The sequence below is a fragment of the Mucilaginibacter aquaedulcis genome (genome assembly GCF_030409325.1).
GTDB classification, from domain to species: Bacteria; Bacteroidota; Bacteroidia; order Sphingobacteriales; family Sphingobacteriaceae; genus Mucilaginibacter; species Mucilaginibacter aquaedulcis.
Genome location: NZ_JAUFPR010000002.1, coordinates 278130 through 304269, shown reverse-complemented (window position 1 = coordinate 304269; position 26140 = coordinate 278130). Strand labels below are relative to the sequence as shown.

Annotated in this window: 16 protein-coding genes; 5 read left to right on the top strand and 11 right to left on the bottom strand. The window is 40.2% G+C overall.

Features of this window, described 5'->3' with window-relative positions; all coding sequences use genetic code 11:
• Positions 1 to 44: 44 nt before the first annotated feature.
• The 6 genes from QWZ01_RS05880 to QWZ01_RS05855 all read right to left on the bottom strand — a co-directional run bounded on the left by QWZ01_RS05880 (position 45) and on the right by QWZ01_RS05855 (position 12170).
• On the bottom strand, positions 45 to 2435 hold the full coding sequence (locus QWZ01_RS05880) for an ABC transporter permease (RefSeq protein ID WP_290322351.1): 2391 nt from the start codon (positions 2433 to 2435) through the stop codon (positions 45 to 47).
• 120 nt (positions 2436 to 2555) lie between these two features.
• The gene (locus tag QWZ01_RS05875; RefSeq protein WP_290322350.1) at positions 2556 to 4940 is read right to left on the bottom strand and encodes an ABC transporter permease; all 2385 of its coding nucleotides are present in this window, start codon (positions 4938 to 4940) and stop codon (positions 2556 to 2558) included.
• A gap of 98 nt (positions 4941 to 5038) precedes the next feature.
• Positions 5039 to 7405, bottom strand: a complete 2367-nt coding sequence (locus tag QWZ01_RS05870) for an ABC transporter permease (protein ID WP_290322348.1) — start codon at positions 7403 to 7405, stop codon at positions 5039 to 5041.
• A gap of 67 nt (positions 7406 to 7472) precedes the next feature.
• Positions 7473 to 9902: an ABC transporter permease gene (locus tag QWZ01_RS05865; protein ID WP_290322347.1), complete on the bottom strand. Its 2430-nt coding sequence runs from the start codon at positions 9900 to 9902 to the stop codon at positions 7473 to 7475.
• A 221-nt stretch (positions 9903 to 10123) separates the two neighbouring features.
• A complete protein-coding gene (locus tag QWZ01_RS05860; RefSeq protein ID WP_183559290.1) occupies positions 10124 to 10801 on the bottom strand; it encodes an ABC transporter ATP-binding protein in 678 nt (225 codons plus the stop codon).
• 115 nt (positions 10802 to 10916) lie between these two features.
• The gene (locus QWZ01_RS05855) at positions 10917 to 12170 is read right to left on the bottom strand and encodes an efflux RND transporter periplasmic adaptor subunit (RefSeq protein WP_290322346.1); all 1254 of its coding nucleotides are present in this window, start codon (positions 12168 to 12170) and stop codon (positions 10917 to 10919) included.
• Positions 12171 to 12526: 356 nt separating this feature from the next.
• On the opposite strand from QWZ01_RS05855, the gene QWZ01_RS05850 reads away from it, so the two are divergent.
• From QWZ01_RS05850 to QWZ01_RS05830, 5 genes are all read left to right on the top strand, one after another.
• Entirely contained in the window at positions 12527 to 13882 is a 1356-nt protein-coding gene (locus QWZ01_RS05850) for a sigma-54-dependent transcriptional regulator (protein WP_290322345.1), read from the top strand.
• Positions 13872 to 15218, top strand: a complete 1347-nt coding sequence (locus QWZ01_RS05845; RefSeq protein WP_290322344.1) for a sensor histidine kinase — start codon at positions 13872 to 13874, stop codon at positions 15216 to 15218. Before QWZ01_RS05850 ends, QWZ01_RS05845 begins: the two co-directional genes overlap by 11 nt.
• 19 nt (positions 15219 to 15237) lie before the next feature.
• Entirely contained in the window at positions 15238 to 15783 is a 546-nt protein-coding gene (locus QWZ01_RS05840; protein WP_290322343.1) for an NADPH-dependent FMN reductase, read from the top strand.
• A 109-nt stretch (positions 15784 to 15892) separates the two neighbouring features.
• Positions 15893 to 17776: a molecular chaperone HtpG gene (gene htpG, locus QWZ01_RS05835; RefSeq protein WP_290322342.1), complete on the top strand. Its 1884-nt coding sequence runs from the start codon at positions 15893 to 15895 to the stop codon at positions 17774 to 17776.
• Between the two features lie 125 nt (positions 17777 to 17901).
• Complete coding sequence (locus tag QWZ01_RS05830; protein ID WP_290322340.1) at positions 17902 to 18423, top strand: DUF4251 domain-containing protein; 522 nt, start codon at positions 17902 to 17904, stop codon at positions 18421 to 18423.
• A gap of 28 nt (positions 18424 to 18451) precedes the next feature.
• Here QWZ01_RS05830 and eutC read toward each other — a convergent pair whose 3' ends face one another.
• The 5 genes from eutC to QWZ01_RS05805 all read right to left on the bottom strand — a co-directional run bounded on the left by eutC (position 18452) and on the right by QWZ01_RS05805 (position 26069).
• Positions 18452 to 19207, bottom strand: a complete 756-nt coding sequence (gene eutC, locus QWZ01_RS05825) for an ethanolamine ammonia-lyase subunit EutC (RefSeq protein WP_290322339.1) — start codon at positions 19205 to 19207, stop codon at positions 18452 to 18454.
• A gap of 1 nt (position 19208) precedes the next feature.
• The gene (locus QWZ01_RS05820) at positions 19209 to 20588 is read right to left on the bottom strand and encodes an ethanolamine ammonia-lyase subunit EutB (RefSeq protein ID WP_290322338.1); all 1380 of its coding nucleotides are present in this window, start codon (positions 20586 to 20588) and stop codon (positions 19209 to 19211) included.
• 1 nt (position 20589) lies between these two features.
• The gene (gene eat / locus QWZ01_RS05815) at positions 20590 to 21921 is read right to left on the bottom strand and encodes an ethanolamine permease (RefSeq protein WP_290322337.1); all 1332 of its coding nucleotides are present in this window, start codon (positions 21919 to 21921) and stop codon (positions 20590 to 20592) included.
• 136 nt (positions 21922 to 22057) lie between these two features.
• The gene (locus tag QWZ01_RS05810; RefSeq protein ID WP_290322336.1) at positions 22058 to 22990 is read right to left on the bottom strand and encodes a sugar phosphate isomerase/epimerase family protein; all 933 of its coding nucleotides are present in this window, start codon (positions 22988 to 22990) and stop codon (positions 22058 to 22060) included.
• 478 nt (positions 22991 to 23468) lie between these two features.
• Positions 23469 to 26069: an MGH1-like glycoside hydrolase domain-containing protein gene (locus QWZ01_RS05805; protein WP_290322335.1), complete on the bottom strand. Its 2601-nt coding sequence runs from the start codon at positions 26067 to 26069 to the stop codon at positions 23469 to 23471.
• Positions 26070 to 26140 lie beyond the last annotated feature (71 nt).

The following is a 26140-nucleotide window of genomic DNA, read 5'->3' as shown; positions in this document are numbered from 1 at the left end:
AAATAATGAAACCTAACCACTTATTACTTTAGCAACTTATCCGCTTATTCACTCTTTAAGCTCTTAGCGGGATTTGCCGTCGCCGCTTTTACCGATTGTGTGCTTACTGTAATAAAGGCTATCAATATGGCCACTACACCTGCAACAGCAAATACCCACCATTGTATATCTATACGATAAGCGAAGCTTTGCAGCCACTTACTCATACCGTACCAGGCCAGTGGCGATGCAATGATAGTGGCTATCAATACCAGTTTCATTAAATCCTTTGACAACAGCGTAACAATATTGGTTACACTTGCACCTAAAACTTTTCTGATCCCTATTTCTTTGATCCGCTGCTCGGCAGTAAATGTTACCAAACCAAATAAACCCAGGCAGGCAATGCAAATAGCCATTAGGGTAAATATGAACAGTATGCTCCCCTGTTTTTGTTCTGATTGATATTGGTTGGCAAAATTTTGATCAAGGAAATGAAATTCGGCTTTGTTTTCAATATCAAAACGGTTATATATATTGCTGATATAGTTAAGCGTTGCCTGAATCTTATTTTTACCTATCCTAACATATAAATTATCCTCATCATTTGCAGATGCAGGCATTTCCAGTACCATGGGCGCAACTTTATGTTGTAATGAATAGGTATTAAAATCCTTCACCACACCAATTATTTTCTTGGTAATGACGTTCCCCTGTGCATCGACACCCGTACGTACCATTTTGCCAACAGGATCTTTCCATCCTAACTCATTCACCAGAGTTTCGTTCACGATGATCGATTCTTTCTTATCGGTGGGCATTGTTTGCGAAAAATTACGCCCACGTGCCATCCGAATCTGCATTGTAGGAATAAAATCCTCGTCAATCACCAGGTTCTCCACTATTTTTGATTCCGGATTGATCTTTCCATCCGGGCCAAGGTTAAAATCTCCCGACCCTATATTGTTATTACCTATTGGGTTACCCGCTATACCTACGCTTTCAACCTTTGGATTTTGCAATAACTGGCTTTTTATTGCTGCTATCTTGGTTCTTGTCGTTTTGTCACTTATGTGAAAGGTAAGTACTTGCGCTTTATTGAAACCCAGGTCTTTGTTCATTACATAATGTAATTGCTGATATATGATACACGAACCAGCTATCATTACAATGGTAATGATAAATTGAAAAACAACAAGCGATTTCCGGAACATTACAGTAGAAGTCAGACTCCCGGTTTGTCCTTTCATGGCAGCAATGGTTCTGAAGCCTGATAGTAACATTGCTGGGTATAAACCGCTTAAAATACCGGTAGCAATAGAAAAAATAAAGAATGCTAAAACTGTTTTTGTAAACCCAAACTGAAGCAGTATTAAGCTTTTGCCCGACAACTGGTTGAAATATGGTAAAGCAAATTCAATTAATACGCTTGCCAGCAATGTAGCTATCATAGTAAGCAAAACAGATTCGGCAAAAAACATCAGCATCAGTTGTTTTTTACTGGAACCGATAACCTTACGCACACCAACCTCCTTAATCCGCACAGATGAGCGTGCGGTAGTTAAATTCACGTAATTGATAACCGCAATAGCAAGTATCAACAAGGCAACCGCGGTAAATACATACACGTATGTAATATTACCGTTTGAGCCTATCTCATAATCTAAATTTGATTTAAGATGGATAGAGGTAAGCGGCTGCAGCTCCATCTTGTAACGCATCGGGCCCTGATCGCCTTTTAAATATTTATTAAAAAACACGTCAGAACTTGCCTCTATCTTTTTATAATCATCATGGTTTTTCAGGAGAACATAGGTGTATATGCCCGAATTGCCCCACTTGTCTGTATAGTTGGCAGGCAATGAGCGCAGAGCTGTAAAGTTAAAATGCGAATTTGCAGGCATATCATCAATTACACCTGTAATAGTTGTTGGACTGGTTTCTATCTGTATAGTTTTACCTAAAGCATTAGCAGCATCTCCGAACAATCTTTCGGCGAGCGTTTTGGTTAATACTACAGATTGCGGTTTTAATAAAGCGATATGTGGATCACCGTATAAAAAGTGATAACTAAATACATTAAATATGGCATTATCTGTAAAAGCCATACCCCCCTCATTAATTTGTTTATCACCGTATGTTATTTTACCCCCACCTTCGGCATCGATACGAATAGCTTCCTCAACTTCAGAGTAATCATTTTTCAGGGCCGGAGCAAACGGTGCCGATGTTACAGCTATGTTGAATTTACCTCCATTCCAGTTACCATGCTGTACTACACGAAATATGCAATCGGCTTTTTCATTATAGCGGTCATAGCTCCATTCACTTGCAACATACAGGATAATTAACCAGAAAGTAGCTACACCAATGGCAAGCCCGCAAATATTTATAAATGAAAAAACTTTGTGTTTGATCAGGTTTCTCCAGGCTATTTTTAAATAATTCTTTAGCATAATTATAAAAATTCTATTCCCTAAAAACTAAACTCTAAAAAGAAATACTAAAAACTAAATTCTAAAGTGCAAGGTGTTTTTTCACTCACCACTCACCACTCACCACTCACCACTCACCACTTATTCACTTCTTAAACTTTTAACCGGATTTGCTAAAGCTGCCTTGAGCGATTGTACGCTGATTGTGGCAAGTGCCAAGAATGTTGCACTACCACCGGCAAGCAGGAAGATCCAAATGGAAATACTGGTCTTGTACGCATAATCCTGCAGCCATTTATCCATGGCATACCAGGCAACAGGTGTTGCTATAAAAATAGCTATCACAATAAGGAGCACAAATTCTGTAGCCAACAGTCTGATAATGCCTGTAACGCTTGAACCAAGTACCTTTCTGATACCTATTTCCCTGGTTTTTACTTGTGCCGAATAGGTGGCTAAACCAAACAGTCCCAAGCATGAAATAACAATAGCTATAACAGAAAACACATTAAATAATGCTCCGGTTCTTTGTTCTGTTTTGTAAAGTTGATTAAAACTGTCATCCAAAAACGTGTAGGAAAATGGAGTATCATTATTATATTGTTTCCAGCTCTTTTGTACAGCTGCAATGGCTTTTGGAGCATCGGTACCGGTTGTTTTAATGTATACTTTATAACAATCCTCAGGGCGATAATATATAACAGCGGGCTCTATCTTTTTCCGCATAGATGCGTAATGAAAGTTTTTTACAACACCGGTTATCGTACCCCTCATTTTTTGTATCCTGATGTTTTTACCTATTGGATTTTTTAATCCCATGGCATCAACGGCCGCTTCATTTAAAATAAAGTGAGTAGTATCGGCTACTGCTCCAGTAAAAACGGAGCCTTCTTTCATTTTTAGCTTGAAGAAAGCCATGAAATCCTTATCAGCGGCAATAGGGTGAAACAACAGGTTTGATTTAGCTGGTTTTCCATCCCAGTCATTATCGCCTGTCCAGCCATTATTGTTTACAATATCACCGCCTGCCCTGGTTATGGATATTATACCGGGTTGTTTTAGCAGATCATTTTTGAATGCGTCATAATGTTGTTTAATATCCCTCATATTAAGGGAAAACACGTTTTCTTTATCATACCCTAAATCCTTTTTCTGGATATAGTTAAGCTGCCTGCCTATGATTATGGTACCAATAATTAAAACGATGGATACCGTGAATTGCACAACAACTAATACTTTTCTGAATGCAACGTTGCCAATACCAGCGGCCACTTTTCCTTTTAACGCTTTTAATGGTTCAAACGATGATAATAACACCGCCGGGTATATACTTGAAGCAGCCAATGTACCCACCAATGTTATCACAATATAAGTCCATACCTGGTAATTGCCTGCCGAAACCTGTAATTGCTTACCCGAAAAATTATTATAGATCGGCATCAAAGCATACATTAAAGCAATTGCCAATACAGTGGCAATAGTAAACAGCAGCGTGGTTTCGATCATAAACTGCATAAAGAGCTGTAATTTACCCGCGCCTATAATTTTACGCATGCTTACCTCTTTTGCCCTAAGCATAGACCTCGCGGTAGATAGGTTTACATAGTTTATACATGCTATTACCAATATAAGTATGGCAACAATAGCAAAAGTGCGAACGGTTTCTATACCACCATTGCTACCGTCTGCCTTATACAAATGCATTTGATACAGCGGTTGTGCCAGGTATGGTACCGGTGCATCTTCGGGCCGATTACGCTCATGTATGCTGCGTAATTTTTTGGTAAGCTGTTCTACATCGGTGTTAGGCTTAACCCTTAAATAGGTTTCAAAGCTAAAGTTAACCCAATCGGCATCCATTGATAAAACACGGGTTTTACCATCATAGTTTACATTTCTATTTAAATAAGCCAGCTGGTTATACCTGCTGATGGGCAGCAGAAAATCAAATTTTATACTGGAGTTAGCAGGATAATCTTTCATTACACCGGTAACTTTCAAGCTTTCGTTTAAACCCAGTATCACCATTTTACCTATGGGGTCTTCATTCCCAAAATATTTTTTGGACATAGTTTGGGTAATTACCACCGAGTTATTATCCTGAAAAGGCTTCATTTTATCGCCATTCACCAATGGAAAATCAAAAACCGTAAAATATGACGGATCAGCAAATGCGGCGTGCTCTTCAATAAAATTTTTCTCTTTGTATTTAAAAGGCGCACTGCCAACATTCAAAATGCGTACCCCATCTATAACCTCAGGCAGTTCATTTTTGGCAGCAGGTACCACCGGCGCAATAATGCTGGTGAAAATTTGCTTACTTACATCGGTACCGCCAATAATACCAATGCGATATATTTCCGGACCTTTTTTATTGAAGGTATCAAAACTCAACTCGTCCTGTACCCACAGCAGCATAAACAAACCTATAACCAGGCCAAAAGTTAAGCCCGCAACATTTATGGCAGCGTAAAACTTGTTACCAACTATATTACGCCATGCGGTTTTTAAATAATTCCTGATCATATTTTTTTAAATTTTAAATTCTAAAAGCTAAATCCTAAAACTTAACTTATTGGGCATTTTTTAACTACTCCCTACTCCCTACTCCATACTCAAACTCACTACTCATTCTTCAAGCTTTTAACTGGATTGTTTAACGCCGCTCTTATAGCTTGCCAGCTTACGGTTATTAAACATACTACAATGCTTATACCCATAGTTGCCACAAATACCCATATACTTACATCCGTTCTATAAGTATATTGTGCCAGCCAGCGATTCATGTAATACCAGCTGATGGCCGCTCCTATCACGAACGATATGATCACCAATTGTAAAAACTCTTTTGATAAATTAAACCATAGGCTGCTGATGCTTGCACCCAATACCTTCCTGATGCTTATTTCTTTTTTACGCTGCTCGGCCGAGAAAGACGCCAGCCCGAATAAACCCAAGCATGATATAACAATGGCCAATAAGGTGAATGCACTTGACAAGGTTCCGAGCAATCGTTCTGTTTGAAATTTACCATTGAAGTTTTCATCAACAAACTTGTACTGGAAGGGATATTCAGGATTGTATTTTTTATAGATGGCCTCTATGCTGGCCAAGCTTTTTGAAACCGCAGCCTTTGGATTGAGCCGCAAACCTATCTGCCCTGCCCAACCTTTGTCAAACCCTATAATTACAGGCTTTACAGGTTCGTAAGGCGACGCCCAAACAAAATTTTTAACAACACCTATTACTGTACAACTCTTTCCCTGCCATTTTACTATTTGGCCCAGGGGCGCTTTCAATCGCATCATTTTAACGGCGGCCTCGTTCAGCATCAGGGAAAGCGTATCAGATGGCCTTTCTTGCGAAAAATCGCGCCCTTGCAAAAGAGTTAAACCATAAGTTGGTATAAAGTGATAAGATACAACTATCTGATCAATTGGAATTTTATCTTCGCCGGGTAATTGCCCGGGCCATTTTATACCCCAGCTGCTGCTACCCGCATTAGCAATACTTAATGAGGTAGCGGCAGCATCAACAACAGCACCTGAGTTAATAACATCCCGCCTGAAGTTTTCGAATTCCTTATACATACTCCCTTCTATATTAAACTCCAGCAAACCGTTTTGGGCATAACCAACAGGCCGGTTTTTAATGTAGCTGATCTGTTTATAAATAAGTATGCTCGACAGTATTAAACAGGTTGCAAATACAAACTGTACAATCACAAGTATCTGTCTGGAATGCAATGTTTTTTTGCCTCCGCTGTTATTTCCTTTCAAAACCTTTACCGGTTTAAATGATGATAAAAACAGCGCAGGGTAGCTGCCTGCCAGCAATCCTGTGATCAGTGTTACACCAATGGCTGCCATCCAGGCCCAATAAGTATGAAAAGGTATAACTAATTGCTTTTTAATAACCTCATTAAAATAAGGTAGCAAAAGCGTCATTGTAACTACAGCAACCAGAAAGGCCAGAATCGCCGTAAGTACTGACTCCCCTAAAAACTGCTGGATGATGGCTATACGTCTTGCTCCTACAACCTTACGGATACCTACCTCACGAGAACGGCGCTCTGATCGGGCGGTAGATAGGTTCATAAAATTGATACAGGCAATAAATAAAATACCAATAGCGAGAAAAAGAAACAGCCTTACATATTCAATACTACCACCGGTATTAACACCATTTTTAAATTCGCTATGCAGATGATAATCTTTAAATAGATATAAAAACAACTCATTTTCTTTATTAAAAGGATCATTATGAGCAATAAGGCCCTTTATTTTATGGTTAAATGTCGTAACATTTACTCCTGGTTTTAGCATGGCATAGGTCAGAAAACTGTAGTTTCCCCAGCTTGATTCTTTTACCCAGGGCTGCATTGTTTCGTACAAGCTCCATGGGATTAGCGCCTTGAATTTAAAGGTTGAGTTTTGAGGCAGATCTTTAATAACAGCAGTTACCTTCACTAACTGCGACCCATTTAATTTTACGGTTTGACCTATTGGATTTTTATCGCCGAATAGTGCCTTGACAGTCGACTCGGTCATGATAACAGACGAGGGATCTTTAAAGGCTTCCGCTTTATCGCCCTTTACAAAATCAAGCGTAAAAATATTCAGGAAAGATGGATCAGCCGACATCAAATTAAACTTGAGCGGCTTGTTATTATAGTTTAGCAATTGATCATACCCCTCGTTGGTACGCGCGGCAGCTTCAACCTCAGGATAATCTTTAAGCAAAGCCCCTGCTGCCTGTACAGGCGTGGCATCACCTGTGTTTATATCGCCATTTGCAGGCTGGTTACGCATAACCTTGTATATCCTATCCTTATTTTGATGAAAGGCATCAAAAGTAAACTCATTATAAACATATATCAGTAGCATAAAACTCACCGCCATACCTATGCCCAATCCGCCTATATTAATAGCCGAGTATAGCTTATTATTAATCAGGCTTCGCCATGCTATTTTGAAATAATTCCTTATCATATGTTTTGGAAACTCTAAACCCTAAACTCTAAACCCTAAACCCACCGCACAATCCGTGAATAATCAGCTATTCATTTTTCAAGCTATCAACCGGATTGGCTATTGCCGCCTTAATTGATTGAAAACTTACAGTAATAACCGCTATAAATAATGCAGCAACTCCAGCTAATACCAAAATCCACCACTGAATACTGATACGGTAGGCAAAGCCCTGCAGCCATTTATTCATTAAATACCAGGCTGCTGGTGCAGATATTAAAATGGCTATGAATACCAGTTTGATAAAATCTTTAGATAGCATGCCTGCAATAGCAGATACACTTGCGCCCAACACTTTACGTATACCTATCTCTTTGGTGCGCTGCTCGGCAGCATAGGCGGCTAAACCAAACAAACCTAAGCAAGCAATTAAGATAGCGAGTGAGGTAAGTACTACTGCAACTTTACCAGTGAGTTGTTCGCTACGATAGGAGGCATCAAACTCCTGATCCATGAACGAGTAGTTGATCTGCACATTGGGTGCTATGTTTCTCCATTTATCTTTTATTTGTGATAACAGGGCCGGCAGGTTTGTAGTATTAACCCTGATGCTTAATGCTCCATTGTTTTCAGCCAGGGTCATCACCACAGGTTCTACTGCTTGTCTTAACGAATTGAAATTAAAGTCTTTTACTACACCTACAATATGGTATTTTCTTACATTATCAATTGTATTTTTACCGCCGAGGCTTCTGTATATTGTTTTATTCAACGGTTCTTTAAAACCCAGGAATTTCGCGGCAGCTTCATTGATTACAATACCTGTAGAATCCGTTTGCATATCTCTGGAAAAACTGCGACCTGCAGTCATTTGCATACTCAGTGTATTTACATAGTCTTCATCAATTTCCCAGCTTTGCGGAAACATCGACCTTTTCTGGTCAAGCGAGGCATCCCTGTAGTAAATAGCGGTATTGCTCCAGTGCGATGTAGGCAGGAAACCCGTCATGGTAGCATTGATAACTCCCGGAATTTCCTTCATTTCCTGCTTAAATATTTTAGCTTGTTTATTAAGCTCAAATACGTTTTGCACAATAAGCACCTGGTTACGGTTATAACCTAAATTTTTTGTTTGGATATAGTTAAGCTGGTTATAAACAACCAGTGTACCTACAATAAGGATAATTGAGATTGAGAATTGAAAGACTACTAAGAAACTCCTAAGTCTTCCGCCTTTAAAACCGGCGACTAATTTCCCTTTTAATACATCAACCGGCTGAAACGATGATAAGTAAAAAGCTGGATATGAGCCTGAAAGTGCGCCAATAAATAATACAATAAATAATAACACCGGTAATATCCAAGCTAAAGACCGAGCGGTAATCAATATTTCTTTACCCGATAGTTGATTAAATAAAGGCAATAAAAGTATGGCTGCTACAAACGCTATAAGGGTGGCAAAAAAAGTTAACAAAGTTGATTCTGTTAAAAATTGTGCTATAAGGTATTTACGAGGTGAACCCAAAACCTTGCGCACACCAACCTCACGTGCCCGGTTTGATGAACGCGCGGTAGAAAGGTTCATGAAATTTACACAGGCAATTAAAAGTATAAAAATACCTATGGCCGAAAATATATAAATGTATTGTGTTGTAGTATTTGGCCCCAATTCGCCGCTTAGGCTTCCATGCAGGTGAATGTCTGTTAACGGAATTAAATTCATTCTGAAGTAGCTGCCGCTTTTTTCAAAAGCCTCGATACTCATATTAAGCTCAGCTTGCATTTGCGCGCCGCTATATTTTTTCAGAAGATCAGGAAAACCAGCTTCCAGCTTTTTGGCATCCGAAGCATCTTTTAATAAAACATAAGTATTATAATCGCTCCGCAGCCATTCATTTGAGCGACTGTCAGCGAATGAAGACATCGAAATAAAAAAATCAAAATTAAAATGGGACTGCTTAGGTATATCTTTTATTACACCGGTTACTTTACACAGTGTATTATCATTAAATAATAAGGTTTTGCCAACAGCATTAGTACTGTTAAAATATTTTTGAGCTGTAGTTTCGGTTATTACAACGCTATTGGGCTCAGCCAAAGCAGAGGATGGGTTGCCATTGATCATTGGCAGTGTAAATACATCAAATAAAGCAGGATCGGCAAAGGCTATCCTGTTTTCGGATATATTAAAGTTTCCTTTTTTAATGTGAGATGTGCCTGCATTTTTTAGTCTTACGGCATTTTCCACAAAGGGATATTCGGTCTTAAGTGTTTTTGCTAAAGGGGGCATACACACTGCGTATTTCACGCTATTGTCGCCAAGTTTAAGATCTTCGTTAACGCGGTATATCCTGGCGGCTTTGGTATTATATCTATCGTAACTTAATTCATCAACAACATATAACACAATTAATAAACAGGTAGCAAGCCCCAAAGCAAGGCCAAGTATATTTATAACTGTGAACCCCTTGTTTTTAAGCAGGCTCCTGAAGGCTGTCTTTATATAATTCTTTATCATTTTATTAAAGCTTAATATGTAACTGCCAGTTATAATATCGTTTACGTGTTTTCAAAACATGTTGGCATAAGCATATTTTTTAGTGAAGGGTTTAGGTAAAAAAGGTTGTTCAGGTTACCAAAAAGAAAAAACTCAAGCCTTCCCTTCCTTTTGAAGGGAGGGGAAAGCGAGGCACTCACTAACTTATATAAACTATCTTTTTTGAGGAGATGATTCCTCTTTTAAACCATAATATTCTCCATCACACTCTGGCCGTCAAGCAAGCGTATAATGCGGTGGCTGTAACGGGCATCATGTTCAGAGTGAGTAACCATGATAATGGTGGTACCTTGTTCGTTCAAATCGGTAAGTAGTTCCATTACATCGTTACCGTTGCTGCTGTCAAGGTTACCAGTTGGCTCATCCGCCAGTATCAGTTTGGGTTTGTTAACAACGGCCCTGGCAATAGCCACACGCTGTTGCTGACCACCTGATAACTGCTGTGGGTAGTGATTACGGCGGTGCATGATCTGCATTTTGTCAAGCACCTCTTCTACTCTTTTTACTCTTTCTGATGCTGCTACACCAGTGTATATTAATGGCAGTTCCACATTTTCAAACACGGTTAGCTCATCAATAAGGTTAAAGCTTTGAAACACGAAACCAATGTTGTGTTTACGAAGATCGGCACGCTTACGCTCTGTGAAATGCGCCACTTCAATATCGTTAAATACATAGCTCCCGGCATCAGGGTCATCAAGCATACCCAAAATATTAAGCAGGGTTGATTTACCGCAGCCAGATGGGCCCATGATGGCCACAAACTCGCCTGTCGCGATTTCAATTGATAGCTTATTTAAAGCTATGGTCTCTACCTCTTCCGTACGGTAGAATTTTTCGAGATTAGTAATTTTTATCATTGGTGCCTCCTGAATCGTCATTGCCGTGTGGCTTAGTGACTTGATTTATACAGTTTGTTAATTAGTTTTATATAAGATGTTTTAGGGCCGCTTTCCGTTGCAGAGCATAGCCATTTTATTTTTTCAATACCAGTTCCTGAATATCGCCATAAGTTTCATAGCTCGATGTAATAACTTTATCACCCGGTTTAAGGCCATCATTTACTACATAATAATCAGGGCTTTGCATTCCGAGTTGAATGTTAACTTTATAAGCCTTAGAACCATCCTCACTTACTTTAAATATCCAGTTACCGCCTGTTTGCTGGTAAAAACCACCTTTAGGTACCAATACTGCGGTCCTTTCTTCGCTCAGTGCCAACCTAACCTGCAGAGTTTGTCCTTTTCTGATACCCTTTGGTACTGCACCTACAAATTGCATATCAACCTGGAACCTGCCTGCAGTTACCTGTGTAAATACCTTTTTTATCACCAGATTATAAGTTTTATCAGCAAACTGAAAATCACCTTTTAAACCAGTATATATGCGCGACAGGTAATGTTCGTCAATATCAACCCTTGCCTTAAAGCCCGATTGAACATCTATCTGTCCCAAATGTTCGCCTTGTTTTTTATTCTGACCCACCTCAGCATCCATTGATGTTAATTGTCCGTCAATTGGTGCTCTTAAAGTTAAGCTTGCTACCTTTTTACGCATCAACTCCAATGTGGTTTTCATATGCGCATATTGCTCTTGCGACTGTGAGGCCTGTTGCTTAACCAGCGCAGTATCTTGTGTTAATATTTGTTTGGCCAGCCTGTAACGGTTAACCTGGTAATCATACATGTTTTTGGCCGACTGATATTCCTGTAAGCCAATAGCTTTCTGATCAAAAAGATGTTTATCTAATTTATATACCCGTTCTGCTTCTTTATAGGTATTTTCAACATCGGCCATAGTGTTTAGCTTGGTAATGGTATTTTGCTGAGCGTTGTTATGCGAAATCTGCATTTGAGTTTGCTCGGCATATACAGCAGTTTCCTGGTTGGCCAGGCTCAGTTCCAGATCAGTATTGGAAAGCTTTAAAATTGGATCACCCTTTTTCAAATTAGCGCCATCTTCAACATACTTTTCCTCAACAACACCACCTTCGGTAGCATCCAGATAAATTGTAGTAAGCGGCATAACTACGCCATTTACCGGAATAAACTCCTGAAAAGGGCCTTTGGTAATAGTACTTATGGTTATGCGTTCGGTATCTACATCAAGCTTGCTTTTACCTGATGTTAAATAAATACTGCCGCCAACTAATAAAATAATGCCTGTTATGCCCGCAATTGTTAATATCCGCTTACTGTTCCAGGTCTTTTTTTCAATTTTTCTGTCCACTGTAGTTTATTATAATTTGAATAGTAGTTACAAAAAGATATGCCACAAATTAAATAACTGTATTTCAGTATATTAAACATAAAATAAGCGATTAAAGCGTTCGCTTCTGTTACAGCAAGTGTTCGGTAATGATACAGTGAATTAAATCAGGTCTATCCGTTCATAATTGATTTACAGTTTAATACTTCTATTATATATAACTGGTATGAAATTTAAGCATTCAATTATTAATTTGCACAAACAAATAATTCATAGTTCGTAGTATATTGCGGATGTCCAAAACAGCAAGCCATGGCTCATGTACCGGCGAAAACCAACTACGAATCTGTTAAAAACCATAAAACTAATTGCATCAAATGATACTTAAAAAAGCTACCATTTTAATTGTTGACGATGATCCGGATGTGCTAACCGCGGTTAAGCTGTTATTAAAAACAGAAGCGCAGGAAGTGATAACCGAAAAGAATCCGGAGAATTTAAACTGGCTGCTACAGCGTAATGAGGTTGATCTTGTTTTGCTTGATATGAACTTTAACAGCGCCATCAATACAGGCAACGAAGGGTTATACTGGCTAAGCAAGGTAAAGGCCTGGAAACCCAATGTATGCGTGATCATGATAACCGCTTACGGTGATATTGACCTTGCTGTACGCTCATTAAAAGAAGGCGCTAATGACTTTATAGTAAAACCATGGCATAATGAAAAGCTAATTGCTACCATAAAAGAGCTTTTAGATAAAAAGGAAGGTATAAAAATCACCAAAACCGCAGTAAAAAGCACAGCCGGTGATACCTCTATATTGGGCGAATCGGAAGTGATGCAGGACATTTTTTATAAGGTGAATAAAATTGCCCCTACCGATGCCAATATTTTGCTTATGGGTGAAAACGGAACCGGTAAAGATCTTATGGCCAAGGCCATTCACGAGCGTTCATTACGGGCCGATAAACCATTTATTAAGGTAGATGTTGGTGCCCTTACCGATACTTTATTTGAAAGTGAATTGTTTGGTCATAAAAAAGGAGCATTTACCGATGCCCGTGAAGACCGTACGGGCCGCTTTGAAGATGCCCATGGCGGCACCCTCTTTTTAGATGAGATAGGTAACATTACCTTACAGCAACAAGCCAAACTGCTCACTGTGCTCCAAAACCGGCAAGTAACCCGTTTGGGCACCAACAAAGCTGTTGACATAGATATCAGGCTTATTTGTGCAACAAATGTACCTATGCACGAGCTGGCGAATGAAAATCGCTTTCGTAAGGATTTGATATACCGTATCAACACTGTAGAGATCAATATGCCTCCATTGCGAAGGCGTAATGAAGATATTACCATATTGGCTAGGCATTTTGCCCGTTTATATGCTACCAAATACCTTAAACCTTCAATGGATTTTGATGCAGCAGCTTTGCAAAAGTTAAAATCATATAATTATCCGGGTAATGTTCGCGAGCTACAGTATACTATTGAGCGGGCGGTTATCATGGCCGATGATAATACTCTAAGACCGGATGATCTTATATTTTCCATTTTAGAAACTGCTACAGAAACTACTGTAAACGAAGATAATATACAACTAAGTACGCTTGAAAAAAATGCAATCTTGAGAGTTATTGAAAAACATAATGGTAATATAACCCGGGCTGCCAAAGAGTTAGGATTAACCCGTACTGCCCTATACCGCAGATTAAGCAAATATGATATTTAACCGATATGAATGGCGGCTTTTGCTGCGCGTATTTTTAATGTTTCTGGCCCTGTCTGCAGCATCGTATGTTGTTGTAAAAGGCCAGCCGCTTTATTTGGTAATATTTGTACCATTGGTAATTTACGCGGTTATTGAAATGATCCGTTTTCAGAAAAAGGCGCAGGATGAGGTTAACCAGTTTGTTGAGTCTATTCATTACCGTGATTTTTCGAGGCATTTTGATGTGCGCCGCGCTCCAAATGAGCTTAAACCGCTGCGCAAAGGATTTAATGATATCAACACTACGTTTAAACTTATCAGCCGTGAACGTGAAACCCAATATCACTACCTGCAAAAGATATTGGAACTGGTTGATACCGGCATCCTCTCTTTTGAAGAAGAAAGCGGCAACATCAGCTGGATCAATGAGGCGTTCAAAAATCTCATTGGCATCCCTTACCTTAAAACCGTACACTCACTCGAAAAACGTGAACCCAGTTTATACCTCGAGCTGATAAAGGTAAAACCAGGCGACAGCAAGATCATCACGGTAACCCGCAATCAACAGTTGGTAAAAATTTTAATAACTGCCAGCGTGATGCGCAGTGATGATATACTCTACAAATTAATTGCTTTTCAGAATGTGAGCGAAGCGCTGGATGAAACCGAATCAAAGGCATGGCAAAAGCTGCTTAATGTAATGACGCATGAGATCATGAATTCGGTAGCCCCAATCTCTTCCCTTGCTGATACGCTCAAGAACCGCCTTCAAAGCCCGGAAATAGCGAATAGCATACAAAATAGCGAACTGGAAGACCTTGAACTGGGTATCGATACCATTAAAAGACGCAGTGAGGGTTTACTAAAATTCACCGAGAGCTACCGCAGCCTTAATAAGATAACTAAGCTTGATTTGAACAAGATTCTGGTGCGTGATCTGTTCGAGAACCTGAATAGCCTGATGCGCCCAACACTTGAGAAAAAGAATATTGAACTCGAGATCATTCTGCGCGACCCAACACTGGCTATACAGGCCGATATAAACCTGATTGAACAGGTAATGATAAACCTGTTGGTAAATGCCATTGAGGCAGTAAAAGACCGTGAAGAGCCAAGGCTTATCTTATCAGCTGAAATACAAAACAATAGTAAAACACTGGTAAAAGTAACCGATAATGGTTTGGGTATGCCGCCCGAACTGCTCGATAAAATATTTATCCCATTTTTTAGTACCCGTAAAACGGGCAGTGGAATTGGATTAAGCTTGTGTAAACAGATCATGTTACTGCATAAAGGAAATATCCAGGTACAATCAACCGAGGGTAAAGGGTCTTCATTTATTTTACAGTTCATATAATTAACTTAATATTGAACTGATGATAGATCGAAAGTCAAAAAATATTCTCGCTATTTCAGGCAGCCTGCGTTCTGGTTCTTCAAACCATCATATTTTAAAATATCTGGCGGGTTTAATTCCTGAAAATATTGATTATAGTATTTATAATGATCTTGCCCTTATTCCGCCTTTTGACCCGGGATCGGATACGGACACCCCACCCAACTCTGTAAGTAAATTAAGGCAACTTTTAGCCAATGTTGATGCCATAGTCATCTGTACACCTGAATACGCCTTTGGTGTACCGGGACAATTGAAAAACATGCTCGACTGGTTGGTTTCAAGTAGCTCATTGGCTGATAAACCTGTGGCGCTTATTACTGCTTCCTCAAGTGGTCAATACGCTCATCCTTCACTCTTGCTTACGCTTGGGGCTTTATCTGCTAAGATCCTTGATGATGCAAACCTGTTGATTCCATTTATCCGTTCAAAAATGGCAGCGGATGGTAGCATTACAGATGCAGAAACAAAGGATAGTTTAACACGGGCATTTAATACCCTACTATCTTCAATCGCCATCATCTGAATTGTTTTAAATATTTACTACTGCCAATTTGACAACATCACACCTTTTGGAACAGGCATTGATGATTACAGCTTGAAAATCATATTAAATCAATCATACAAATAATATTATGCAAGAAAAAGGCAGCATTTCGATCCACACCGAAAACATTTTTCCGATAATTAAGAAGTTTCTTTACTCAGATAATGAGATATTTTTGCGTGAGCTGGTATCAAACGCGGTAGATGCTACCCAAAAAATTAAACGTCTGGCTTCTTTGGGTCAGTACAACGGCGAACTTGGTGATCTGCGTGTTGAAGTAGCATTTGACGAGGCTAAGAAAACCATCACCATATCTGACAATGGCTTGGGTATGACCGCCGAAGAGATCAAAAAATACATCAACCAGATAGCATTTTCGGGTGCTACCGAGTTCATGGAAAAGTTCAAAGAAGCTAAAGATGCTAATGAGATTATCGGTCGCTTTGGTTTAGGTTTTTACTCAGCCTTTATGGTTGCCGATAAGGTAGAGATCCAAACCTTATCATACCAGGAAGGTGCCGAACCTGCATACTGGGTTTGCGATGGCAGCACCGAGTTTGAAATTGGCGAAGGTGTATTGGCTGAACGCGGTACAGAGATCACCCTATATATCAACAGCGAATCTGAAGAGTTTTTGAGCCAGTACAAACTTCAGGAAATATTAGACAAATACTGTAAATTTTTACCGGTTCCAATTAAATTCGGCACAAAAACCGAGCAGGAAGAAGATGGTGTTGATGAAGAAGGCAAACCAAAATACATTGAGGTTCAGCATGATAATATCATCAACGAAACCAACCCAATCTGGACAAAATCTCCGTCTGAATTAAAAGACGAGGATTACCTGAACTTCTATAAAACACTTTACCCTTTCAGCGAAGACCCATTGTTCTGGATACACCTGAATGTTGACTATCCTTTCAACTTAACCGGTGTTTTATATTTCCCTAAGCTGAAAAACGATTTTGAGATCCAAAAGAACAAGATCAAATTATTCAGCCGCCAGGTATTTATTACCGACGAGGTAAAAGACATTGTTCCTGAATTTTTAATGTTGTTACACGGCGTTATCGATTCACCGGATATTCCGCTTAACGTATCGCGCAGCTTTTTGCAGGCAGATAGCAATGTTAAAAAAATCAACAGCTACATCACAAAAAAAGTGGCTGATAAATTGGCAGAATTATTTAAAGCCGACCGTAAAGCATACGAAGAAAAATGGACAGACATTGGCCTGTTTGTTAAATACGGCATGGTGAGCGAAGATAAGTTTTATGATAAAGCGAAAGATTTTGTTTTGGTATCAAATACTAAAAATGAAAACTTCACTTTACCAGAATACAAAGAGAAGGTTGAAGCTGTACAAACCGATAAAGATGGTCAACTGGTTTATATCTATACCAACGATCCATCAAAACAGGATGCCTTCATCCAATCAGCCAACAAAAAAGGTTATGATGTATTGGTGATGAACTCACCTATCGATAATCACTTCATCAGCCAGTTAGAGCAAAAGCTTGACAAAACATCATTAAAGCGTGTTGATGCTGATGTTGCTGATAAGCTGATCAAAAAAGATGATGCTCCTGAAACTGTTTTAACAGAAGAGCAATCAACCAAGGTAAAAGATATCTTTAACAAAGCCATTAACAAATCTGCCTATAACGTTCAATTGGAGAGCCTTAATCCTGATGAATTACCGGTAACTGTTACCATGGATGAGTTTATGCGCCGTATGAAAGATATGGCTGCCATGGGCGGCGGTATGGGTTTCTACGGTAATATGCCTGATAACTACAAGGTAATTGTAAATGGCAATCATAAGCTGATCACCCGAATATTGCAGGAAGAAGATGAGCAGGTACAAGCCCAGTTATCAAAACAAGCATTTGACTTGGCCTTGCTTTCACAAGGATTATTAACCGGTGCTGAACTTACCGAGTTTGTAAACCGCAGTGTTAATCTGATATAATTTTAAAGCAATTTAATGTAAAGCCATCCGCAAAAACGGATGGCTTTTTTGTTTAATTATAATTAAATTTGATATAACTAAACCTGAATAAGATTCCCGAGTCAAGCCGATATAATTACTTAATTATGAAACCATTAAAAACAATATTGGCATTAATCCTGCTTACCTGTATGAGCATAGGTATAGTTAATGCCCAAAACACCCGCAAAGATAAAAAAGCGGCGCATGCTGCTGAAATAAAGAGTATGGTGGAGGCTCAAAATTACTTGTTTAACGCCTCGTACGTAACCCCAATGAGAGGAATAAGTAGGTCATTAAACTCACAGTATGACATGACAGTAACTAAAGATACAGTTTCTGCCTATCTGCCTTATTTCGGCCAGGCATATCAGGCACCTTACAACCCCACAGATGGTGGTATAAAGTTTACGACTACCAAGTTTACCTATAGTTCTAAAGTGGGTAAAAAAGGCGGCTGGACTGTTACTATCAAACCAACCGACAGAAGCATTAGTGACGGGCGCGATGTACAGACCATGACCCTTAATATTTCTCAGGATGGTTTTGCATCCTTACAGGTGATCAGCACCAATCGCGATCCCATTTCGTTTAACGGCACCATTGAAAAAAGGGACATCAAAAAGTAATCAAACAGCTAAGGCAAAGGCATTTGCCTTAGCTGTCCAGTAAACCTGTATTATCTTTAAGAGCCACTCCTGATAGTTTTCTTTTAAAAGCCTCGCTCACAAGATAAAATATCTTTTTTGCAGCGTTATTATAGCTAAGACCACCAGGCCGTATATTAGATATACAGTTACGCGTTTCATCGGTGAGCCCGGGTTTAGGGTTGTATGTCAGGTATGCACCCAAACTATCCGCCGAACTTAACCCCGGCCGCTCACCTATAAGAACAAGGCATAATTTCGATTTTAAGCCATAACCAATATCATCCCCAATAGCTACCCGCCCCTGTTCAACCAGGCTCAGAGGGGTTAAACTGAAATTAGCAGCTGTAAATAATGGAATTAAGACCTGCAATAACCTGTAGGCGTTTTCATTCACTGCGGTAGCCGAAAGGCCATCGGCTATCACAATAGCAATATCTGTATCGACTCCATAATCGTTGATCAAATCAATTGAAGCCTTATTGAGTTTGCGTCCAAGATCTGGTCTTTGAAGATATTGCCTTCGATGGCTAACCATACTCTGCAGATGCAGAACAGCTAAGTTAAATTGCTTAAGTAAATCCGATAAATTATTGATATCCAATTCGGAGTACACTGCATCCCGGGCGTGAGCGTGAGCCAGTTTAAATTCCAGTGATTGCTTCAAAGGAATACTGTTACCCACCCTCCCTATAGCAATGCGTGCCGAAGTAAACTCCTGCAAGGCCTTTAATGGTTCTATTTCCTGTGGGATATTCCTTTTCATATCATTTAACCATGGCATCCAGTAATCCATGAGATGGGCTTATCGGCAGCATGTTTCCTTTATCGTCTGTTATTCCCTGTTTAATTAGCCACTGTTCAAATTCAGGAGCCGGCTTTAAACCCAATACCTTACGCAGGTATAAAGCGTCATGAAACGAGGTTGATTGATAATTAAGCATAATATCATCGGCCCCTGGTATACCCATTATAAAATTACAACCGGCAACCCCAAGCAGTGTCAGCAAATTGTCCATATCATCCTGATCAGCTTCAGCATGGTTGGTATAACAAACATCAACGCCCATGGGTAAACCGAGCAGCTTTCCGCAAAAATGATCTTCAAGCGCGGCCCTGATAATTTGCTTGCCGTCATACAAATATTCAGGTCCGATAAAACCAACCACGGTATTAACCAGCAAGGGTTTATATTTTCTTGCGATGGCATACGCTCTAACCTCGCAGGTTTGCTGATCTACACCAAAATTGGCATTGGCAGATAACGCGCTGCCCTGCCCTGTTTCAAAGTACATTACGTTATTGCCAATAGTTCCCCGGTTTAATGATAAGGTGGCCTGGTAAGCTTCATCAATTAAATTGAGGTTGATACCAAAACTGGCATTAGCCTGTTGTGTACCTGCTATAGATTGAAAACAAAGGTCAACCGGAGCTCCTTCGTTAATAAGTTGCAAAGTAGTAGTGATATGGCTCAAAACGCAGGTTTGAGTAGGTATTTCAAACTGATAACGCAACGTATCCATCAGTCGGAGCAAATTGCTTACTACCGCTGGGTTGTCTGTAGCGGGATTTATACCGATAACGGCGTCTCCGCTGCAATGAAGTAAACCATCTATAATACTTGCGGCTACCCCCTTTGGATCATCTGTAGGGTGGTTTGGCTGTAAACGCGTACTGAAGTGTCCCCATAACCCGATAGTATTCCTGAAACGGGTAATCACCTTACATTTTTGGGCAACTGCTATAAGATCCTGATTGCGCATCAGTTTAGATACTGCAGCAATCATTTCCGGTGTTAGCCCCCAGGCAATTCGATTTAAAGTTTCGGTATCTGTTTCATCGCTTAGTAACCAATCACGCAGTTCTCCCACAGTTAAATGATTTATTAAACTAAAGTCATCAACCTCATGACCATCAATTATTAACCGGGTTACTTCATCCTGCTCATAGGGAATCACAGCTTCATTTAAAAATACCTTTAAAGGAACATCTGCCAGTGTGATCTGTGCTGCAACACGTTCTTCATAACTCGCGGCACATACGCCAGCCAGTTCATCACCCGACCGGTATGGCGAAGCTTTGCCCATTAAAGTTTTCAGATCAGGAAACTTATAAACTTTGCTGCGTATGGTATGCTTGTAGGCCATATCAATTGGGTGTTGCCATCATTTCATCTGTCAATAATATCTTATGTTTTCCCATTAACATAAATATCAATGCTACGCCAACCAATCCTCCAAAAAATATCAGGCTTACCCAAACATTAAACCATATAATGGCAAACAAGCATATAGCTGATATAATTAATGCCGTTGCCGGAAACACCGGGTAAAATGGCGACGAAAAAGGTCGCTCCAGCAAAGGTTCTTTTTTACGAAGTATAAAGAGGCTCACCATACTCATCAAATACATAACAATAGCCCCAAGTACCGAAAGAATAATTATCTGTGCTGTAGTGCCACTATAAATAGCTAAAAAGCTAACTATCCCACCCGCAATAAGCGCCCAATGAGGAGTTTTAAAACGATGATTGATAACTGCCAGTCCACGGGGTAAATAACCGCTGCGGGCCATGGCAAACACTTGTCTTGACGACGCCAGAATTGTGCCATGCAATGAAGCGATCAGGCCAAACAGGCCGATGCTGGCAAATATTTTGGTAAGCCCGTTTGCCTTGCCTAAAACTATGCCTATAGCCTCGGGCAGAGGGTAATCAAGGTTACTCAGTTTACGCCAGTCGGTTATACCTCCGGTTAATATCATTACCCCTAAAGCCAAGGCTACAAGCGTAACCAATGCAGATATATACCCTCTCGGAATGTTCTTTTTAGGCTCCTTTACCTCTTCGGCTACCATGGCTACCCCTTCAATAGCCAGATAAAACCAAACGGCAAATGGTAATGCGGCAAATACCCCGGCCCAGCCAAAAGGCATCGGGTTGCTCAGGTAGTTATCCATTTTAAAGTGAGGCGATACTATCCCCATGTACAACATTAGCTCGGCAACTGCCAGTATGGTAATAAACACGGAAAATGAAGCCGACTCCTTTACCCCGGATATATTGAGTATGATAAAAGCCACATTAAATAACATAGCCGATTGCATAACCGGAATTGCCGGATACAAAAAATGAAGATAACTCCCCAATGAAATAGCTATGGCCGGTGATGCCAGAAGAAAATCAATCAAAGTTGCATAGCCGGCTATTAAACCGCCTAACGGCCCCATAGCTCTATAAGCATAAGCAAAAGCACCACCTGCATGCGGAATAGAAGTAGTGAGCTCCGTATAGCTGAAAATGAACGTAATATACATTACTGTAATTACAAGTGTAGCTATCAAAAAGCCGATGGTGCCTGATACGGCCCAGCCCAAGTTCCAGCCAAAATACTCACCTGATATTACCAGCCCTACGGCTATTGCCCACAAGTGAACAGGTTTTAATACTCTTTTTAACTGTTCTGCCGGGGGTGCTGCCATGTGTTTAATTTAATGCGCCTTTAAGATAGCTAAAGCGGCTGTTAAATCAAAATTGAGCGATGTTATGGAATTATTAAGAGGTTCACTTGTTCATTGATTCCTTTAAAAACCAATAAACAAGTGAAATCATGAACCCTTACACGTTCAGTGTATTTTTCAAATATCCTATACTGCTGGTAATACTTGCCAGGGCATCTTTAGGCATATCATGCTCCACAAAAAAGTGTTGCATACCGGCAGAAGCTGCAGCAGCGAAAATGGGTTTAAAGTCAAGAGTGCCGCTACCTACAGGCAATATATTCTCCCGGCTGGCGTCCAGATCTTTCACGTGCCATAATGGGAAACGGCCAGGGTGTTTTTTAAACATTTCAACCGGATTTTGGCCTCCCTTGATAGCCCAGGCCAGGTCAAGCTCCATTTTTACATTTTTAGGATCAGTTTCGCTCAATAACAGATCGTAGGGTACTTTGCCATCCACCGGGTGAAACTCCATATCATGATTATGGTAAGCGAACTGGATACCCACTTTTTTAGCGGCCTCCCCTGTTTTATTCAGTACTTCTATGGTTGATTTTATTTCATCAAGCGTAGCAGTGGGCGAATTGGCACATACCAGATATTTTACACCGCCTTCTGCCACAGAATCAACCAATTCCTGCATATTATCCCGCAAGTTTTTTAGAGGTGGTATTACCATAGGTTTGCCATCGGCATCAAGTGGCATTTTTGATCCCGGAGGAAGTTTGAATGGAGCCCCCAGCACGTGATGTGAGGTCCAGGACATGCCCAGATCATTTACAGTGGCTTTAAAATCCTTAGGGCTCATTCCGTAAAAGCCTCCTTTTTTACTAAATGCCGATTCAAGCTCTTTATAGCCAAGGCCTGCAATTTTGGTTAGGGTGCCTTTTACATCTTCATCGATAACGCCAAAGAAGGTGAATAGTTGCAGCCCTACCGCGTGACCGGGCTTTAGATTATTAAGTAAGGTACCTGCTTTTCCAGATAAGGCTAATCCTCCAAGTGCCAGCGCACCAGCGCTTTGAATAAACTTTCTCCTGTTGTAATTCATGCTGATATTTTTTGTTTAATAAGTGGTACAGTAAATCTAAATAATTTTTTTTCAGGAAATCAATTTAATTGTGTCTTTTTTACACATTAATTTTTTTGGAAGATTTTAACCAATTAGAATCTGTAAAAATCTGAAGTTGAAAAATTATTAGAAATGCAGATCGAATTTGTTTAGAGAATAGATCAGGAAAACTTTTTAAAATTTTATTTTAACACAAATCAGCATCAAAATCGGTTGAAAATTCAGCGAAAATCACGAAAACATGCCGTTTTAATTCAAAAAACTCTCTTTTTAGCCATTTTTGATAGGTAATTTAAACTTTAATAAGTTATAACAAATTAACAATCAATATATTATTTCAAAACAACATACTCTGGGTTGTTTGTCCTTTTACCAAAACAGCAGGACTTCCCTATTTGAGAAGCCCGGCTGTTGCGTATTATAAATATACAAAAAATTTACGGCTAAGCCGCTAAGACTATGAAATGTACAGGCAGTTGGCAATTAAGCCCGTCCACCCGGTTTGGTGCGAGGCGCCTGCCCCCCGACCGTTATCGCCATCGAAAAACTCGTAAAAGAGTATGTAATCTTTAAAGTTCGGATCTGTTTGCAGTTTTTCGTAGTCGCCAAATACCGGGCGCTTACCATTTTCATCCCTTAAAAACAGCTTGGACACACGGCGGTAAAGCTCATTGGATACATCCTTCAAATTCATATAATTACCTGATCCTGTTGGGCACTCTACCTTAAAGCCATCGCCATAGTACTCGTAAAATTTGTGCAGGCTATCAATAATGAGGTAATTAATAGGCATCCAGATTGGCCCCCGCCAGTTACTGTTACCCCCAAATAAACCGCTATCACTTTCGGCAGGTGTGTATTTAATGCCAAAGCTCATGCCATTAACATCTACATGATAAGGATTTTCGAGGTGATATTTTGATAGCGAACGGATACCATAATCGCTCAAAAATTCCTTTTCATCAAGCATGTATTTCAGTATCGATTTCATCCTGAATCCACGTAATAAGCTGATCAGGTGCTTTCCATCAGCACTGCGTTCGTTCCAGCGCGAAACCAGGCTGGCGAGATCGGGCCGGTTATCAGAGAACCATTTCATCCGGTCCCGGAATATCGGGCTATCGGTTATATCACTTTCATTTAATACCTCGGTAGCAAACAACGGGATAAGCCCCACTATGCTGCGCACCTTCATTTTTACCGAGCCATTGTCCGGAAAACGAAGCTGATCGTAAAAAAAGCCATCTTCATCATCCCAAAGCCCCTCATTATTTTCACCCAGGTTTGATATAGCTCCAACAATGTAAATAAAGTGCTCAAAAAACTTTGATGCTATATCGGCATATGCCTTATCCTTTTCGGCCAGTTCGGTAGCAATACGCAGCAGGTTTAACGAATACATGGCCATCCAGCTGGTGCCGTCGGCTTGTTCCAGGTGCTGGCCCATAGGCAATTGCGTATTCCTGTCAAACACTCCTATATTATCCAAACCAAGAAATCCCCCTTCAAAAACATTATTACCCTGTGCATCCTTGCGGTTTACCCACCAGGTAAAGTTGAGCATGAGTTTATGGAATATGCGCTCTAAAAAGTAAAGGTCACCCTTACCATCGTTGGCTTCTTTGTCTGTTTTGTAAACGCTCCATACTACCATGGCATGTACAGGCGGGTTGCCATCGCTAAAATCCCATTCATAGGCCGGCAGTTGCCCGTTCGGGTGCATATACCAGTCGCGGGTAAGTAATATAAGCTGATTTTTGGCAAAGGCCATATCAACACGTGCCAGCGGTAAACAATGGAAAGCAAGGTCCCAGGCCGCAAACCATGGATATTCCCATTTATCGGGCATGGATATAATATCGCGGGTATTCAGATGCATCCATTTACTGTTGCGGGCATTCTTTCGCTGTTCGGGTGGTTTGGGCTGCCCCGGATCACCGCTGAGCCAGTGGCGGATGTCTGAATAATAAAATTGTTTGTTCCATAGCATCCCCGCAAAAGCCTGCCGCTGAATTAAACTACGATCAGGGTTTTGAGTTGGGCTCACCACATCGGCATAAAACTCATCGGCTTCTATAATGCGGGTTTTAAATATCGAATCAAAATCCTCAAAGCTGTAATTGGCATCGGGCGATAAACGCAAACGAAGTGTGACGCTTTGTTTGGCCCCTATTGTTATATCATAGTTAACGGCTGCCTTGGTACCTGTTTTTCGTGGATTAACAGATTCGGCTCCATGAACTACATGATCATTTATGCCATCCTTATAAAACTTGTTACCTGAATCGTAATGATAAAAACGATTGGTATTGGTTTCATTTTCGCAAAACAGCAGGCTGCAGTCTCCCTCCGTATGCAGCCACATTGGCTCAAGATCTTTATGGGATATTTGTATACGGTTTTGGGCATTTGCGGCCATTGAGGGTTTATCATCCTTATAACCCCAACTCCAGGTATTACGAAACCAAAGCGTTGGCATTACATTTAAGGCAGCATCCGTATCGGCTCGGTTATGTATAGTTATTTTGATCAGGATATCGTCCTGATCATTTTTAGCGTATTCGGTAAAAACATCAAAATATTCATCTTTATTGAATATGCCGGTATCAATCAGCTCAAATTCCGGGTCCTGACGGGTACGGTGTTTATTTTCATTAACCAGCCACTCATACGGAAATGCATGTTGCGGATATTTGTACAGCATTTTCATGTACGAATGTGTAGGTGTGCTATCCAGGTAATAATAAAGCTCTTTTACATCTTCCCCATGATTACCTTCGGGGTTACTAAGTCCAAAATACCGCTCCTTGATAATCGGGTCCTTTTTATTCCACAGCGCCAGGCCAAAACAAAGCAATTGCTGTCTGTCACAAATACCGGCTATAGCTTCCTCGCCCCAGCGGTAGGTTCTGCTGCGGGCCATATCATGGGTGGTAAAACTCCAGGCATCGCCATTGGCGCTATAATCTTCGCGCACCGTACCCCATTGGCGGTCGCTCACGTAGGGCCCCCACTTTTTCCAACTCGAATCTTTTAACCTTGATTGTTCTGCATTCATTGTATAAATCCTTGCATCAACATGCCGCTTTTAGTAAGTACACGCAAAGTATGTTTTATTAAGGAAAGTTA